The organism is Reichenbachiella sp. (assembly GCF_039969095.1).
In the GTDB taxonomy this organism is placed as follows: domain Bacteria; phylum Bacteroidota; class Bacteroidia; order Cytophagales; family Cyclobacteriaceae; genus Reichenbachiella.
Genome location: NZ_JBDVOL010000011.1, coordinates 661,332 through 677,927 on the forward strand (window position 1 = coordinate 661,332; position 16,596 = coordinate 677,927).

The 16,596-nt window shown below is 39.9% G+C and carries 17 protein-coding genes and 1 tRNA gene; 6 read left to right on the plus strand and 12 right to left on the minus strand.

Annotated elements, in window-relative coordinates; genetic code table 11:
* Positions 1-14: 14 nt before the first annotated feature.
* The 6 genes from manA to ABJH98_RS11320 all read right to left on the minus strand — a co-directional run bounded on the left by manA (position 15) and on the right by ABJH98_RS11320 (position 3,338).
* Entirely contained in the window at positions 15-1,211 is a 1,197-nt protein-coding gene (gene manA / locus ABJH98_RS11295; protein WP_348307781.1) for a mannose-6-phosphate isomerase, class I, read from the minus strand.
* Between the two features lie 163 nt (positions 1,212-1,374).
* Positions 1,375-1,446, minus strand: a tRNA-Arg gene (locus tag ABJH98_RS11300).
* A gap of 61 nt (positions 1,447-1,507) precedes the next feature.
* On the minus strand, positions 1,508-1,807 hold the full coding sequence (locus ABJH98_RS11305) for an antibiotic biosynthesis monooxygenase (RefSeq protein WP_348307782.1): 300 nt from the start codon (positions 1,805-1,807) through the stop codon (positions 1,508-1,510).
* Positions 1,807-2,298, minus strand: coding sequence for a rhodanese-like domain-containing protein (locus tag ABJH98_RS11310; protein ID WP_348307783.1), 492 nt, complete (start codon positions 2,296-2,298; stop codon positions 1,807-1,809). The genes ABJH98_RS11305 and ABJH98_RS11310 overlap by 1 nt, the downstream gene beginning before the upstream one ends.
* Positions 2,295-2,591: a thioredoxin gene (gene trxA / locus ABJH98_RS11315; protein ID WP_348307784.1), complete on the minus strand. Its 297-nt coding sequence runs from the start codon at positions 2,589-2,591 to the stop codon at positions 2,295-2,297. The genes ABJH98_RS11310 and trxA overlap by 4 nt, the downstream gene beginning before the upstream one ends.
* A gap of 153 nt (positions 2,592-2,744) precedes the next feature.
* On the minus strand, positions 2,745-3,338 hold the full coding sequence (locus ABJH98_RS11320; RefSeq protein ID WP_348307785.1) for a LemA family protein: 594 nt from the start codon (positions 3,336-3,338) through the stop codon (positions 2,745-2,747).
* Positions 3,339-3,380: 42 nt separating this feature from the next.
* Here ABJH98_RS11320 and ABJH98_RS11325 point away from each other — a divergent pair, with 42 nt between their 5' ends.
* Positions 3,381-4,256, plus strand: coding sequence for a TPM domain-containing protein (locus tag ABJH98_RS11325; RefSeq protein WP_348307786.1), 876 nt, complete (start codon positions 3,381-3,383; stop codon positions 4,254-4,256).
* A gap of 56 nt (positions 4,257-4,312) precedes the next feature.
* Positions 4,313-4,966 carry a hypothetical protein gene (locus ABJH98_RS11330; protein WP_348307787.1) on the plus strand — a complete coding sequence of 218 codons (654 nt, stop codon included), beginning with the start codon at positions 4,313-4,315 and terminating at the stop codon, positions 4,964-4,966.
* A gap of 421 nt (positions 4,967-5,387) precedes the next feature.
* Here the strand turns inward: ABJH98_RS11330 and ABJH98_RS11335 are convergent, their stop codons facing one another.
* Complete coding sequence (locus tag ABJH98_RS11335) at positions 5,388-6,281, minus strand: 3-hydroxyacyl-CoA dehydrogenase (protein WP_348307788.1); 894 nt, start codon at positions 6,279-6,281, stop codon at positions 5,388-5,390.
* A gap of 6 nt (positions 6,282-6,287) precedes the next feature.
* Positions 6,288-7,118 (minus strand): alpha/beta hydrolase, encoded by an 831-nt coding sequence (locus ABJH98_RS11340; RefSeq protein ID WP_348307789.1) that lies wholly within the window; start codon positions 7,116-7,118, stop codon positions 6,288-6,290.
* 149 nt (positions 7,119-7,267) lie between these two features.
* Between ABJH98_RS11340 and ABJH98_RS11345 the strand changes: the two genes are divergently transcribed.
* Together ABJH98_RS11345 and ABJH98_RS11350 are read left to right on the plus strand one after the other, a co-directional pair.
* The gene (locus ABJH98_RS11345; RefSeq protein ID WP_348307790.1) at positions 7,268-7,855 is read left to right on the plus strand and encodes a hypothetical protein; all 588 of its coding nucleotides are present in this window, start codon (positions 7,268-7,270) and stop codon (positions 7,853-7,855) included.
* Positions 7,855-9,303 (plus strand): SPFH domain-containing protein, encoded by a 1,449-nt coding sequence (locus tag ABJH98_RS11350; protein WP_348307791.1) that lies wholly within the window; start codon positions 7,855-7,857, stop codon positions 9,301-9,303. Before ABJH98_RS11345 ends, ABJH98_RS11350 begins: the two co-directional genes overlap by 1 nt.
* Before the next feature lie 60 nt (positions 9,304-9,363).
* Here the strand turns inward: ABJH98_RS11350 and mgrA are convergent, their stop codons facing one another.
* The 3 genes from mgrA to ABJH98_RS11365 form a co-directional block, all read right to left on the minus strand.
* Positions 9,364-10,356, minus strand: a complete 993-nt coding sequence (gene mgrA / locus ABJH98_RS11355) for an L-glyceraldehyde 3-phosphate reductase (RefSeq protein WP_348307793.1) — start codon at positions 10,354-10,356, stop codon at positions 9,364-9,366.
* Between the two features lie 117 nt (positions 10,357-10,473).
* The gene (locus tag ABJH98_RS11360; RefSeq protein ID WP_348307794.1) at positions 10,474-10,980 is read right to left on the minus strand and encodes a histidine phosphatase family protein; all 507 of its coding nucleotides are present in this window, start codon (positions 10,978-10,980) and stop codon (positions 10,474-10,476) included.
* A 109-nt stretch (positions 10,981-11,089) separates the two neighbouring features.
* On the minus strand, positions 11,090-12,784 hold the full coding sequence (locus tag ABJH98_RS11365; protein ID WP_348307795.1) for a PHP domain-containing protein: 1,695 nt from the start codon (positions 12,782-12,784) through the stop codon (positions 11,090-11,092).
* 109 nt (positions 12,785-12,893) lie between these two features.
* Here ABJH98_RS11365 and ABJH98_RS11370 point away from each other — a divergent pair, with 109 nt between their 5' ends.
* Both ABJH98_RS11370 and ABJH98_RS11375 read left to right on the plus strand, forming a co-directional pair.
* The gene (locus tag ABJH98_RS11370; protein ID WP_348307796.1) at positions 12,894-14,381 is read left to right on the plus strand and encodes a polysaccharide biosynthesis C-terminal domain-containing protein; all 1,488 of its coding nucleotides are present in this window, start codon (positions 12,894-12,896) and stop codon (positions 14,379-14,381) included.
* Positions 14,382-14,448: 67 nt separating this feature from the next.
* Positions 14,449-15,240, plus strand: coding sequence for a hypothetical protein (locus tag ABJH98_RS11375; RefSeq protein WP_348307797.1), 792 nt, complete (start codon positions 14,449-14,451; stop codon positions 15,238-15,240).
* Here the strand turns inward: ABJH98_RS11375 and ABJH98_RS11380 are convergent.
* On the minus strand, positions 15,233-16,417 hold the full coding sequence (locus tag ABJH98_RS11380) for an ATP-binding protein (RefSeq protein ID WP_348307798.1): 1,185 nt from the start codon (positions 16,415-16,417) through the stop codon (positions 15,233-15,235). The two genes, ABJH98_RS11375 and ABJH98_RS11380, sit on opposite strands and share 8 nt — an antisense overlap.
* Positions 16,418-16,596 lie beyond the last annotated feature (179 nt).

Consider the following 16,596-nt stretch of genomic DNA (forward strand, 5'->3'; position numbering starts at 1 on the left):
AACCCTTTCTATTTTTATGGAGCTGTCGCTTTATATAGAATAGCAGTACTCGCTGCCTTAATTTTGTATTCAGCATCTGAGGCAATAAAGACCGACTCACCCCTTGCTCTACGCAGTTTCTTATTTGACTCTATCATCGTTACCTCACCATCGAGTACGATTATAATTTCGGAGGTAGTGGACAAATGGCTATATACGTCTCCAGTTCTCAAATCAATTTTACTCAGCTCAAAATCAGGTGCCTGACTCTTATAAATCCGCTCTAACCCATCAGCTTGCAATTCACCTTTCATGATATTTGGGTGCGTTTCCTCAAAGGCTACATGTTTGAGCAACTCAGGTACGTCAACATGTTTAGGCGTGAGACCTCCTCTTAGGACGTTGTCCGAATTCGCCATGAGTTCCATATTTTGCCCTTCCATATAGGCATGCGGTATGCCCGCATCTTGGAAAACTGCTTCTCCAGAGTTCACTTTCACGATATTGAAAAAATAGATCGAGTAAATACCCTTGTCCAATTTACCATTCTGACAGAAGGTTTTATAAGCTTTTGCTGCCCAATAATCTGCAGAAGTTTTATCCAGCTTCCCCGCTTCATAAAGAGGTAATACTCTTTCAACAAGGGGTCTGAGTACTTTTTCAGTTTGCTCATCCGACTCTTCCATCACGGCTTGGTACAATCCTTGGTACCCGCTTTTTTCAAAAATTGAAATAAGGCCTTGAAGCTCTACAGTGTTTGTTAGTATCTCCTTGAGTTTAGCTTCTGCTAAAAAACCGTGCAACAACCAAAACTCACTCAAAGCCACCATAATTTCTGGCTTATGATTATCGTCTTTATAGTTTCGATTCGGGGCGGTGATCGGAATACCTAATTTATTCTCTCTGGCAAACCCTTTCTCCGCTTCTGTTTTAGTAGGGTGTACCTGAATAGAAAGCATATCATTCACATCCAACACTTTAAACAAAAACGGTAGTCTGCCGAATTTCGATGCTATAGCAGCACCTAACTTCTCCTTAGGATTGTCGTCAATAAATTCATTCAAGTCAGTATTGGTGCTCGTCAAAACTGCAGGTGCATTGACGTGAGCGCCGAGCCAATATTCAGCATAAGGCTTGTCCTCAGATGGAATGCCAAGCAAATTGGGAATGTATTTTTGCCCACCCCAAGCATAGTTTTGAATATTTCCCTTGATTGAATGTAATTTTGACATTTGATAAAATTGATTTAAAAGTAGCGGGTGTTTGACGCTTTGGGATGGCAAATTAAAAAGGAAAAATGGAAGTAAGTCAGTGGTTAGATTGAAAGTAGCCCCTCCAGGGATTGAAAGGCATCGGCCTCCCGGCTGGATAAATCGTTTATGTCCTTATAAATAGTGGCCTCGGCAAGAATCGAACTTGCATCTAAAGTTTAGGAAACTTCTATTCTATCCATTGAACTACGAGGCCAAATCTAATTGAACAAATCTATTCAAATTATTGGAATGACAGAATTGAGAGAGCAATCAGTCTATTTGGACATAAACTCGTCTAGTTTCTCTTCAAGCAAAGTCATTTGATCTCCCATTACATCAATCTGTTTGATTTCTTTGTGGTGCTGTTTGTAAAAATTCTGATAGGCTTCCTTCGATTTCCAATAATCTATGGTTAGAAAATATTGATCTGCATTGACATCATTAAACAACGCCGTTTTGATAAAATCAGATGACTTGGAAAATAACTGCACCCATTCCCCATTTGCATCATAGATTTTTAAAAAATCCTTGATGAATTCTGCCTTTACCTTATATCGCCAAATAACTTTGTACATTAATAAACCGTCTCGGCGTCGTTCAACCACACCCCCCAGGTACGGCCGTAGCCATGTATTTTATTGGTAGGATTACCCAAACTATCTACGACCGACTTGCCCGAATTATGCCAATCGAAAATGCCGCCATATAGATTCTTCACATTGGTATAACCGGCCTTCTCTAGCTTTTCAGCTACTTTCTCACTTCTATAGCCAATAGAACAGTAGACTATTATCTCAGCCTCTTTTTCAATGTCTTTGACAGCTTTGATTTTGAAATCATCATAACCGACAAACTGAGCTCCTTCTATTCTACTCACATCATATTCGTCTTGTTCGCGGGCATCCAGCCACACCACATCAGATGGCTCTAATTCATCCGCTTTTACTTCTGTTACAGAATGACTGATCAGAGAATTGATCAAAGTATAAAAGGCTTTCTTTTTCATATCGTCTTGGGCATAGCAAAAAGATGGAATGAGTAATATGGCAAACAAAAGACGTCTCATAGATTGGCCTCTATGACAGATTTGAGTTGCTGCTTGGTAGATGTACCGGAGTGTCTCCACAGGATCTGGCCTTTCTTAAATAAAATCATCGTAGGAATCGATCGAATCTGATAGACTTGAGAAGCCTTCTGATTTTTATCCACATCTACTTTGATCACTTGTGCTTTGCCTTTGACTTCTCCCTTGAGTTCAGAAAGCACTGGTGCCATCTGCTGACAAGGTCCACACCAGTCGGCGTAGAAGTCGACCAGTACAGGCTGGTCGGAGTTGATAATGTCTGAAAATGTTGCCATGGATAAAAAAATTACAATAATATTATTTGAGAATTAATTAAATCCGTCATCACGAGGATACGAAGTGAAATTAAGCCTATTAAACGTATTCAAGCATAAGATTGCTTCACGCTGTTCGCAATGACGAATAATTCTCAAAAAACTTCACGATTCCTAAAACTCCACCTTCGGAGCATTTTCACTTCCTTCTTGCGCAGCAAACGCTGTTTTCTTTTCGAACCCAAACCAGCCAGCGAATATAGTATTCGGAAACTTTCTAATGTAAGTATTATACCCTTGCACCGACTCGTTGAATCTTCTTCGCTCTACGGCAATTCTATTCTCTGTTCCTTCCAATTGTGCCTGTAGTTCTAAGAAATTCTGATTGGCCTTTAGATCAGGGTATTTCTCTACGGTGACTAAAAGTCTAGACAACGCAGAAGACAATCCACTCTGCGCTTCTTGAAACTGCTGCATGGACGCGGCATTCAAGTTGCCAGCATCAATCGTGGTACTTGTCGCTTTGGCTCTGGCCTGTACCACCGCCTCCAAAGTTTCTTTCTCATGAGCGGCGTACCCTTTTACTGTACTTACCAAATTGGGAATCAAATCCGCTCGTCTTTGATATTGTGTTTCTACGTTGGCCCATTGTGCAGTTACACCTTCGTCCATGGCTACCATGTTATTATATTTTCCTGTGAAGGAACTATAAGCCCAAATCAAAGCAACTGCTACGACGCCTAATATTATTAATGTCTTTTTACTCATGTTCTTACTTGGTTAAAAATCAAATTTACTACTTTAGCTGGAATGAAAATTAAGAATACTCCAACTCTTTTTGTCCTTATAAGTTTCATTTTTCTAAGCAATATTACAATTGCTCAGGACTATGTGGCTATCCCCGAACTAAAACAAAGGGTAACGGACCTTACTCAGTCTATATCAAGCAACGATCTTGACTACCTGGAAGATAAATTAGCAAGATTTGAGCAGACCAAAGGCAGTCAAATTGCTGTGTTGATTCTGTCTTCTACCAAACCAGAGGAAATCGAACAATTCAGCATCCGGGTGGCTGAAAAATGGAAAATCGGTCGTGGTGGAGTGGATGATGGTGTACTCATGATCGTAGCCATGAATGATCGTAAACTCAGAATCGATGTAGGCTATGGGCTGGAGGGTGCCATTCCGGATATTTATGCGAAGCGTATCATCGAAAATATTATCACCCCTGAATTTAGACATGGACAGTTTTCCACTGGTATCAATAAAGGACTAGATGCCATTATGGACTTAATCAATGGGGAAGATTTACCTGTGGTAACGTCAAACAAGCAAAGTACACAGAAGTCAGGTAAGAAATTTTCAATTTTCTTAATTGTATTTGGGTTGATTGCGCTGAGCGTGATCAAATCCATGATAAAGAATTCTCCCATGAAAATTGTTGTGGCTGTAGTCATCGCCATTTTGTTAGGCTTTCTATTCGCTAACATCTTGATGGGCATTATTTCACTCATCTTCTCTTTGGTCGTACTTTTTGGCAACTCTTCAGGAAGAGGCGGCGGTGGATATTACGGTGGAGGATATTACGGCGGCTCTGGTGGAGGCTTTTCTTCTGGAGGAGGCTTTGGTGGTTTCTCTGGCGGGGGCGGGGGCTTCGGTGGAGGTGGCGCATCAGGCGGTTGGTAGTCTGAGCTGGAAGTAAAAAGTTACAAATTGAAAGTAGAAAGTAAGCGTTGCTAAGTATGAGAAAGAAATTCGAATTTTCGGAAGCAGACAAAAAACTAGTCAAAGAGGCGGTACAAGAGCTGGAGCAAAAAACGGCTGGTGAAATGGTAGTCTATTTCGCCCGAGAGAGCGACAGCTACTTGATGGCTTGCTGGAAGTTGGCTGGTATTTTTGGTGTACTATTTTTGGCACTCATCGCCACGCTATCTTATTTGTGGCTGTTACCCGCTTCGATAGGTATTATGTTCACTTGCCTGATCGGAATAGGCACGACTGCTTTAGGTTTTGCTATCCCCTACTTTCTCCACTCCCTCAGAGTATCATTCACACCAGATGCTGTGGTATCTCATCGGGTATTGACTAAAGCCAGAGACATCTTTTTGCAAGAGGAAATTTTTAATACTTCAGATCGAATTGGTATTCTTATATACATCAGTGAATTGGAGCATCAAGTGCAGGTCTTGGGCGACTCTGGCATCAATGCCAAAATCCAACAAGAAGATTGGAATGAAGTTTTGGGACTAGTGATTCAAGGCATCAAAGCCAATCAACCGGCCAAGGGCATTGCCAGCGCAATCAAGAAATGCGAAGACTTACTTTTAGCTAATGACTTCGTGAATGTGGTGAAGCCAGACAATGAGTTGTCTGATGACATGAGGATTGAGGAGTAAGGTCTGATTGATGATAAAATTTCTCCCTTCACCCTCCTATCGTCAGGTTTGAAATGACATTTCCATTTCAATGTTGTATAGAATTTTCAGGTTTAACATCATTCTGCGCTCACCTACACCTTCGCCTCGCCAGCGGGCCAAACTTTTCCATTGATGAAAAGTTTGCAAAAATCTAGGCAGGTATTCATTTCTTAACGCTTTTTACAGTACAAAATCAGGAAACAAAAGAAACTCGTCCTTTTCGATTCTCATAATTTTCTTCAAAAACTCAAGGACTCAAACAGCCTTTTGTTCCTTTTCTGATTTTCACCGCAAAAAACTAAAATGAATAATTGCCAATACGGAGAATTTATTTTCTCTAATATTCAATCTAAGCTTTAATTCTATTTTCTAAAGTTTGACCTAGTTTGAATGACAGGTATTACTTCAAAAAATCGGGGTTTTTAAAAGCTGGATTCGGATAATCATAAAAGCCACTTTGGGTCTTAATGCCCAGTTTCCCTTTATCTAAATAGTTGATTTTTAGATATTCAGCATTGGCTAATTTTTGTGAGTCGTTGTTCGTTTCTCCCCAGTGTCGTTCGACATTGTAAATCGTTTCCAGCCCAATCACATCCATAATCATAAATGGCCCTCTAGGATTGCCAGAGATCATCCAGGTGCGATCTACTTCTTTAAAATCCACTACGCCTTTCTCCACCAGATCCAATGCAGAAGAAAGCATGGGTCCCAAAATAGAATTGAGCACATAGCCGTTCTGCTCTTTGTTGAGTACAATGGGTACCATTCCAATTGCTTTGGCAAAGTCAATCACATCTTCTTTCACCCTTGGGTCTGTAGTTGCATGAGTCATCACTTCCGCCACGTTGAAAGTCCAAATCATATTGGCAAAATGGAGCGCCAAGAACCTTTCTGGCTTATTGATGGAATCAACAAAATCACTGGGTAAAAGCGTAGAAGAATTGGAAGTAATAATAGTATCAGCCGACACCATTGCCGACAACTCTTCATAAAATTTAGATTTGATGGCTGGGTTTTCTGGCACTGACTCGCTGATCAAATCAGCGGATTCAACTGCCATCTTCAAATCAGTGGTATAGCTCAACCGGTTTTTAGTTGCTACTATTTGCTCCGCTGAGGCACCTAATGATTTCTGGAAAAGTGAAGCGTATTGAGCATGAAACAACTTACTCGCCTCTAATCCCTCTGGAAATGCATCGTAAACCACGACTTCCATTCCTTTGAAGGCTGTTTGCCAAGCTACTTGAGAGCCTAAAGTGCCTCCTCCTGCTATCATTACTTTCTTGATTTTCATCGCTTATTACTTCATGTTTTTGATAATGTCATAAGTCGTAGTAGTCGATACAGGCTTGGTGAAAAATTCATCCAGCACCTTGAAAAACAACTCCGGTTTTTCGTACGACCCGAAATGAGTAGCTCCTGGCATCACAAAAAGATTGGATTGCTTAATGTTATAAAATATTTCTAAGGAGTGTTCCAATTTGATGACATCCCGATCTCCCGTCATCACCAAAACTGGTGCCGCGACTTTAGCCAAGTCTTTGATTGGTATTTGTGGTTGGTAAATAAGCAACCCAAAAAGCCTCAATTTATAATCGTCCGTTTCATTGGCTATCATCTTTTTTACAAATTCTGCATTATCAGCATCTACCGCAGTGGAATCTGGTCGCAGGTTGGCTCCGAAAACAGCCAACCTTTTTACTTTATCAGGATAATCAATAGCCAATTTTATGCCGATGATTCCTCCATCACTTTGCCCCATGATATAACATGAGTCAATATTCAGTTGATCTAATACAGCATTAACATCACTTGTCATGTTTACATAAGTCAGGCTGTCTCCAATGTCTTTGGTTTTGCCATGTGCTCGGCTATCCATCGCGATCACCTGATACTTGTCCTTGTAGTATTCTATTTTGGGCGTACTGGATTTGATTGAACCACCATTACCATGAATGAGAAGCAAGGGTTCTCCTTCTCCATAAATTTCATAATAGACTTTAATTCCATTCACTGCTGAGTATTTTCCCACTGCTGGATTGTTACCATATGGGATTTTTGACTTTTGACAAATTCCGAGATTACTAAGGGCTAGAATCAAGAATGAGATAATAACAATAATATGTTTCATTGAATGGTGCCTGGTGTGAGTCTATAATGATACTTTAATAACCAGAGAATTAAAAATGTACCTGAGAATAAAAGAATGTTAACATCTTATAATTAATTTTTTTCTCTCAAATAAAACCTCTATTTTCAAACGCATTTTACACTTACCTCATGTCATACAATTTTACCGAATGGTGGGAATCTCTAGATACTTTATTGAGAATTTATTGGGGCATTGCCATTCCTTTCACCATATTCTTCTTGCTTCAACTCATCATGACTTTTTTCTTCGGGGACATTCCTGATGATGGAAGTGCAGACATGGATGTGGAAACCGATGATGGCATCGGTTTTCAATTTTTTACTCTAAAAAACCTGGTTGCCTTTTTTACCATATTTTCCTGGACTGGCATTGCGTGTTTAGACTCAGGACTTTCGAACAACTGGTCCATTTTTATTTCGATGATATCTGGATTGGTGATGATGGTTGTTATGGGTGGAATTCTATACTTGCTGGGCAAAGCCAATGCCAGTGGCACAATCAAAATGAAAAATGCCATTGGAGCAGTCGGTGAAGTCTACATGGAAATCAGAGCCAAACGTGATAACATCGGTCAGGTTCAAATTCAAGTGCAAGGCACTTTGCGTACACTGGAAGCCATCACAGATGATGAAGAAACCCTGCGTCCCGGGGCTGTCATTACAGTAAGGGACATCGCTACCAACAATATTTTAATCGTTACAAAAAGCCAATCATAATGAGCATATTCGCATTACCCGTATTAGCCCTTTCGGCGCTATTCGTTTTTGTTGTACTTGTTACCTTTTTCAGGAGGTACAAGCGTTGTCCATCGGACAGAATTCTAGTCGTTTATGGAAAGGTGGGCGACGGATCAGCCAAATGTATCCATGGTGGGGCCGCCTTTGTTTGGCCGGTTTTTCAGGATTATGAATTCCTAGATCTTACCCCCATTTCCATAGAAGTAATGCTGACTAATGCTTTGAGTAGGCAAAACATCCGAGTAGATGTACCATCCAGATTTACGGTAGGTATTTCAACCGAATTAGGCGTGATGAACAATGCAGCTGAGCGTCTTTTGGGTCTTTCTCAAGAAAATATCCACGATCTAGCCAAGGACATCATCTTTGGTCAGTTGAGATTGGTAGTGGCCACCATGGACATTGAAGAGATCAACAGCAACAGAGATAAATTTCTTGAAAACGTAGCTTCAAACGTGGGACAAGAATTAAAGAAAATTGGTCTTAAACTGATCAACGTAAATGTGACAGATATCAAAGATGAGTCTGGGTACATTGAAGCACTAGGAAAAGAAGCTGCAGCCAAGGCCATCAATGATGCCAAAAAATCTGTAGCTGAAAAGGACAGGGATGGAGCTATTGGTGAAGCCAATGCTCATCAAGATCAAAGAGTTCAAGTCTCTGATGCCAATGCAAGAGCCGTGGAAGGAGAAAACACAGCCAAAATCAAAGTCGCACAATCAGATGCTTTAAGAGTCGAAAAAGAAGCAGAAGCTTTGAAAATATCTACTGCAGCAGAAAAAGTACAACATGCGAAAGCGTTAGAGGAAGCTTATGCCGCAGAGCAGTCTGCAGAAAAAGCTAGGGCAACAAGGGACAAAGCTGCACAAAATGCCGACATTGTGATTCCTGCTCAAATAGATAAAGAAAGAGTAGAGATCGCCGCTGAGGCCGAAGCCGAAATGATAAGGAGAAAAGCTAAAGGAGAAGCGGATGCGATTCTATTTAAAAAACAAGCGGAAGCGCAAGGTTTACTAGAAATATTAACCAAACAAGCTGAAGGATTAAAACAAATCGTAAGCGCCGCTGGAGACAACTCCAAAGATGCCGTACTTCTTTTAGTAGCTGATAAATTACCAGAATTGGTCAAGACTCAAGCAGAAGCAATTAAGAACATCAAGATTGATAAAATCACAGTCTGGGATGGTGGAAATAAGGACGGAGAAAAAGGCTCAACAGCTAATTTTATTTCCGGATTATATAAGTCGGTACCGCCGCTGCAAGAAATGTTCAACATGGCAGGAATGGAATTACCAGAGTACTTGAAAGGCAAATCTCCGGAAGAAGTTCAGGCGATTATTGAGTCTAAGAAAGCAAAAGCAGCAGCACCAAAAAAATCTAAGAAAACGGATTCAAAGTCAGATGACGATGCGCAAATTGTAGAGTAATAGAATAAATTTAATACAAAAAAAGGCCTGTTTCAATTGTGTTGAAACAGGCCTTTTTTATTAACCTTTCAATATAGTTTCAATATCATCAAGCTCCTGTTCGGAGAACTCAATATTGTCTATACTCTTCAAATTCTGCTTCAGTTGCTCCACGCTACTCGCCCCTATCAGCACTGAAGTTACGACATCATTTCTCAGCAACCATGCAATGGCCAATTGAGATATTTCCTGTCCTCTGGACTTTGCAATTTTCTCCAAGGCTAAGACTTTGTTAATCTTTTCTTCAGTGACATGATCGCTTTTCAGGAAGCCCCAATCTTTCGCTGCTCTTGATCCTTCTGGAATGCCTTTCAGATACTTATCAGTCAATAGGCCTTGCGCCAATGGAGAGAATACAATACTTCCTATCCCATTGGATTCCAAAGTGTCTAACAACCCATCTTCAACCCATCGATCAAACATGGAGTAGCGTGGCTGATGAATGATAAACGGCGTTCGGAGTTCTTTGAAAATCTTGGTGATCTCTTCTGTCTGCTCTGGTTGGTAATTCGACACTCCCACATACAAAGCTTTTCCTTGTTTCACAGCATGATCCAAAGCCAATGCAGATTCTTCGATAGGCGTATTCGGATCTGGTCTGTGATGGTAGAAAATATCCACGTAATCCAATCCCATTCTTTTCAGCGATTGATCCAGACTAGAGAGGATATATTTTCTACTCCCCCATTCTCCATAAGGCCCTTCCCACATGTGGTAGCCAGCTTTGGTAGAAATGATCATTTCATCTCTGAACGGCATCAAATTCTGCTTCAGCATTTTGCCAAAGTTTTCTTCCGCAGATCCTGGAGGTGGTCCATAATTGTTGGCCAAATCGAAATGGGTAATGCCTTGGTCAAAAGCATATTGCACCATTTTACATCCGTTTTCATATTCATCGACATGACCAAAGTTGTGCCACAGGCCTAATGAAATAGCGGGTAATAAAAGTCCCGATTTACCACATCGGCGGTATTTCATCGTGTCGTATCGATTGGCTGCTGGTTTGTAAACCATAAATTCTTATTTAGTGTTTTAAACAAATTTGTTGCGATAGCTGCTATTCAAATTCTCATCAAGAATTCGAATCAAGCAGAATCACACTTAGCTTTGGGAATGGAAGAGCCATAGACTCTATTGGGTTCGTAAATCTAGACCTTTCGGATAAAAATAAAAAAGCATTTCGGCTTCACATTTCCCTACTTCTTTCCAATCATCGGTCTGCAATTGAATACCAGCTATACCACAAGTGGGAATATTGAATATATTGGCATCAGTTAATTCATTTACATATTCCGTAATTCCAGGGTTATGAATGAAGATCATTCCTGAATCATGATCATTACCTATAGAATGAATGACCGTTTCAATATCTTGTTCATCGCCATGAAACAAATCTTCCTCCAATACCAAGTCGCTCATGACCTTCCCAAAGGCATGTAAAAAATTAACGGCAGTATCTTGAGTTCTTCTAGAAGGACTACTTACAAATACATCTGGGCAGTCTATTTCTTTCTTTAAATACTCGGCCATCCGAGGTGCATCACGTTTGCCGCGTTTATTTAAGGGTCTATCTCTATCCCTCAAACTAGAATCCTTCCAGCTGGATTTGGCATGACGAACGAGGTAAATGGTTTTCATTTTTTATAAAATTTTTTTGTCATTTCGACTGGAGGGAGAAATCTCATTAAGATTTTGAAGTTGGGTAAGATTTCTCTCTAGCGTTCGAAATGACAAACTAATGTTAAATTCATTTCCGTCTCCCCTCAAAATACTTAGAAATCTCATCCAAACTCATCGCATTCAGGCACATCTCTTTGGTCAATCCTCCTTTGCGCCCAGCTAGCAGTCCGTAGTACATATCCTTATAGCCTTCCATTTTATGCGCGTCAGGATTGATGCTGAGCATCACTCCCTTTTCTATCGCATAATGAACCCATCGCCAATCGATATCCAATCGGTAAGGGCTGGCGTTGATTTCTATCACCACACCCATTTCAGCACAGGCGTCAATGACCGCCTTATGATCGACAGGATAGCCTTCTCTTTCGAGAATCAATCTCCCAGTCATATGGCCTAAGATTGTAGTATGAGGATTATTGATCGCAGTGAGTAGTCTGTTGGTGGCCTTGGTAATGTCCATGGTCAGGCCTGAATGTACCGAAGCCACGATAAAATCAAAACTGGCCAGTACATCATCGGGATAGTCCAAGGAGCCATCAGCTAATATGTCAGACTCTATTCCAGAAAAAATCTTAAACGGAGCTAGCTCTTCATTTAACTTATTGATTTCCTCTTGTTGTTCTTTGACTCTAAAATCTTGTAGTCCATTGGCATAAACTGCCGTCTGACTGTGATCTGAAATCCCCAAATACGCATATCCCAAATCCCTACAATGTTCTGCCATTTGGCGCAAAGTATGTTTGCCATCGCTATAAGTGGAATGATTGTGCAGGATGCCTTTCAAATCCTGCATCTCTACCAACTTGGGTAGTTTGTTTTGCTTAGCCAACTCTATTTCAAACTCTCCTTCTCTCAATTCTGGTACCATAGGAGATAATCCAGCTGCCTCGTACACGGCTTCTTCTGAAGCATAGGCTTTTTCACGAACCACTGTTTTCAAACTTTTATCTCCTTCAAGTGGAGCATTCAAATGTTTTGGATTTGCCGTGGTTTCTACCAATGTATTGTAAAATTGATCTGTACTGCAAAACCTTATTTTTATGGGAATAACACAAGGATGGTACAAACCACACCAGGTCATGGGACCGGATAGTTTTTCTTTTTCCTCAAATGATTCAATTCCGTTAATTGATTGACGTGTTGCTTCAAAATCATCTGATGCTACAAGAAACTCTAAACAACCAATCACTTCCATTCGGCGGCGTAGATCCCCGGTTTCTGAAAATAAAGTAATCGATGGGTGTTTTTCAAAATCCGATAAGATCAAAGTCATAAAAGGTTCCACATTGGCATAGCGCTCAAAACCTCTACAACTTATGGCGAACTGAACGGCATTCATCAGCGTCTCTTGTGACTTCTCAGCGAACCCTTTGAGCTTGGCTACTTTTCCTTGTTGACACAATTGCAAGAGCTCATCCATGGATTCTGCCCCTCCTTCTTTCCAGAGTACCCCAATTTTCTTTGGACCAAACCCCGAAATTTTGAACATCTCGACTACGCCCTCTGGCGTATCAGTCAGCAACTGATCCATGCTGTCGAACGAACCACGCTCGAGTAGTTGAGTAATATTGGAAGCCATTCCCTTTCCTATACCTTCAATATTGGGGATATCGGCTAGAGGCATGGAATTCATTTCTACATCGAGCCCATTGATTGTATCTGCCGCTGTTTGATATCCACGGATTTTGAATGGGTTATCGCCATGAAGTTCCATCAGTTTGGAGGCGAGTTTTAGCTTGGATTTTATTTCAGCGTTCGTCACGGTAGTCGTATTTTAGAATTGAATTATAAACTTACAAATTGCATTAGAATTAAATACCAAATTACGGTTTATAAGTTATCATTGCGGCGAACCAAAACACAAAATTCGATTGGGTGTAGTTATTAAACAAAGCAGTATCTCAGCGTTTTTCACCTATTTAGGCGCGGGTATCGGCTTTGTAAATACGATTATTCTTTTCCCTCTATTTCTCTCAACCGAACAAATTGGTTTACTTCGGGTGATTCCATCTACTGCTTTTCTGATTGTTTCATTCTCACAACTCGGAATTGGTAATACGTTACTCAAGTTTGCTCCTGAGTTAAGAAAAAAAACCAATGGGCTTAATCAGTTAATTACTTTTTGCGTGCTAGTAGTCTTGCTGGGTTTCGCAACAGCTTGCGGTTTGCTCCATATTTTTGAAGCGCCAATAACCAACTACTTCAGCACCAACTCTGCCCTTTTATCAGACTACTTTCGGGTAGTTATCGCTCTAGTTTTAATTCTATCTCTTTATAGTTTATTTGAAATTTATGGCAGGTTATTCCTAAAAATCATTGTGCAAAACATTATCAAGGAAGTGGCTTTGAGGCTGATGCTGTCCATTGGTGTCACGCTTTACTTTTTACAGTTCATCTCATTTCATCAGCTGGTCTATAGCCTCATTGTCATGTACGGTTCTATGTTGATCTTATTACTTGCATACATTTTCAAACTGGGTCAACTTCAATTTAGTTTTCAATTTGATTTGATAGACAAACCACTGATCAAACGAATAGCGATGTACTCCTTGTTTGTTATGATAGGAGCTGGGAGCAACAATATTGTTCTAAACATTGACCAAATTATGATCTCTTCAGCTTTAGGGCTTAGTGCCAATGGCATCTATTCGACAGTTTTCTATTTTGCCGTGATGATCGAGCTTTCGCGACGAGTCATTGCTCAAATTACCACACCGTTGGTCTCAGACTCACTGGAAAATCAAGATTTAGCGGCCATAGAGAAAATTTACAAGCAAACCTCCATCAATCAAATGGTAGTTGGCGGATTGTTTTTTATAGGGCTGGTCTGCAATCTTGATAACTTATTTAGCCTTATGGCGAATGGTGAAATGTTTGCTTCGGGTAAATATGTAGTTTATTTCATAGGCCTTTCTAAAGTGATAGAAATGACATTCGCCAATAGTAGCCCAATCATATCGATGTCCAAATATTACAAATTCAACGTCGCCACCATAGCCATATTGGCTATCATGATGATCTGTCTTAATTTGATTTTGATACCCGCATTTGGTATTACCGGAGCCGCATTTGCGTCTTTTTTAGCTTTGCTTGTTTTTGCTATCATCAAAATGATTTTCATTAAAGTAAAATTTGGATTTACTCCATTTACTTGGAATAATGCAACTCTTCTAGTCATCGGAATCATCGTGCTAATTATTGGATTTGCGATACCATCATTTGAAAATACGGTATTGGATTTGGCTATTCGATCTATAATTATTGGATTGATCTACTGTGGTTCAGTCTATTTCTTTAAAATTTCAAAAGAAATCAACGGAGGTTTGATACATCTAATTGGGAAGTTTAACAATCGATAATTCTGGACGATTCATCGAAAACCGTCGCAATATTCAATTACTTATCACAATGCATCGTTCCATTGATATGAAAAAAATTAACCAACTCCTTATTTTTAGCGCACTCCTATTTGTCATCGCATGTGTTAGCGACGAGCCAGAATCAATGAATGATTCTGAATCAGACAAAGATGAGGAAGTGATTGATCTCGACGAATTATCTGATGATTTTGCTGGAAATGGTGCATTATTAGATTATGTTACCAATAATGAGTCAGCGCTCCCGGATGTCTCAAGAAAAGACGGCCGTTACTATGCGAACCTGACTTCTAATACTGACAACATAACCTTACACTACCACGAAGATCAAGGTCGACTAGATGCAAAAAAGCTCTCCTTTCCATTTGAATTCATTGCCAGAAATATTGGAATAGGAACTCAAGAAGACTCTCAAACAGCACCTACTTCTGCTAATGATCCATATAATTTTTGTGGCGTTCAAGTTCATGTACTTGATTTGGCTACAGCCAGTTCCAGCCATGTCGTAGTTGGACATCGCGGTTCTGCGAGTTTCACGATTGAAGGAAAAAACACAAACGATGGCAACTCAAGTGTAAACGATATAGGAGCCAATACAGTCCCTGATGGAAGAGCGGACATTAGGATCGTGGGCAACGAAGATCAATCGATTACAGTGTATTGGCAAGTCCCAAATCTAGATGAAAGTGCCGACGATTGGACGTTGTATAACGGTACTGGTGAATTACCAGGCACAGCCCCAACTTATGAAAATGAAGTTTACGTTGGTTTAATTACATATGCTTTTGAGCAAAATGGCGTTCCTTTTGTAGGCACTTGTGATGGTATAGAAATTAAGTAAACATATTTGTTTTATCCTTTTTCGTTCTGGTCTTTGCTTGAAATTCTTTGAGCACCAAACTGAATTCCGTGGCTTGATTAGGAATACTTTCTACCTCAATTTTTCCACCATTTAATTTGGCAAATTCGAAGCACAATTTCAGACCCATACCTGTGCCTTTTTCTCCAGCCGTACCTGTGGTACTGGATTTTTCCATTTGGGTCAGTAAATCTGCAATTTCTTCTTTAGACATGCCCACACCATTGTCTTTAACTAGAATATTGACTCTATTATTACTTGTTTTGGATACTTCCATTTCCACCATTCCACCCTCAGGGGTGAATTTGATGGCATTGTTAAGCAAATTCCTGACAATGAATGTAATCTGATTTTTATCTCCAAATGCGTTGACTTTACTCTTCTTGATATTACACAATTTGATATTTTTCTTTTCCGCTTGATACCTGTACAAATGCCAAACGCTATTTAATACATCATCCAATACAACTTCCTCTTTTCTGGTTTCAAACTCTTGAATCTGTATCCTTGCCCACTCTATCAAATTATCTGTCAAGTTGATGGCATTGTCCACTGTTGTTTGAAGACCCAAACTCAATTTTTTAATATCTTCATTACTTAAGTGATCAATTCCATCAATCATTATAGATGACAGGCCTTTTAACGAATGGAGTGGGCTTCTTAAATCATGAGCTATAATATTGAAAAACTTATCTTTGGCATTATTTAGGTCTTTCAAATACTCTGTTTGAGCTTCGATCAATATTTTCTGATCCAGAATTTCTTTGGTCCTCACTTCCACCAATTGCTCCAATTCTTCATTTGACTTCCGAATAATCTCGTCCGCCTTCTTCTGTGCTGTGATATCGAAGGATAGAATTAATAACCCATCTTCAACTGGCCGTATTCTCAACTCGAAATATCCTTTAGATTGGTCGGGGAAATCAAATTCATTAATCCAAGTGTCGGCCTGTTGGTTTTGCATGCACTTTTCCAGAAGCTTGAATAAAGGTGTTTTTTCAATGCCTGGAAATTTTTCCATCATTGTAAATCCTACCAAATCACTTTTGGAAAGTTTGGCATGCTTTGCTACTGCGTCATTAGCATATATATAATACCAATTCTGATCAATGACTTGAACGCCCTCGATCATTCCATCAAAAATCTTATACTTCCTCATGGAAATAATTTTTCTCTTCTAGATTTTTACGCGCTAGTAAGAATGCTGCAATACTTGCACGACAGGTCAGGGGCTTCTGTCCAATAGCTGATAGATATGCAATAAAGGTCAATAGTTGAACTAAATGACACGACGAATAATACTGCGTATTATTGTGTTTAATTAAATATAGCCAAAAA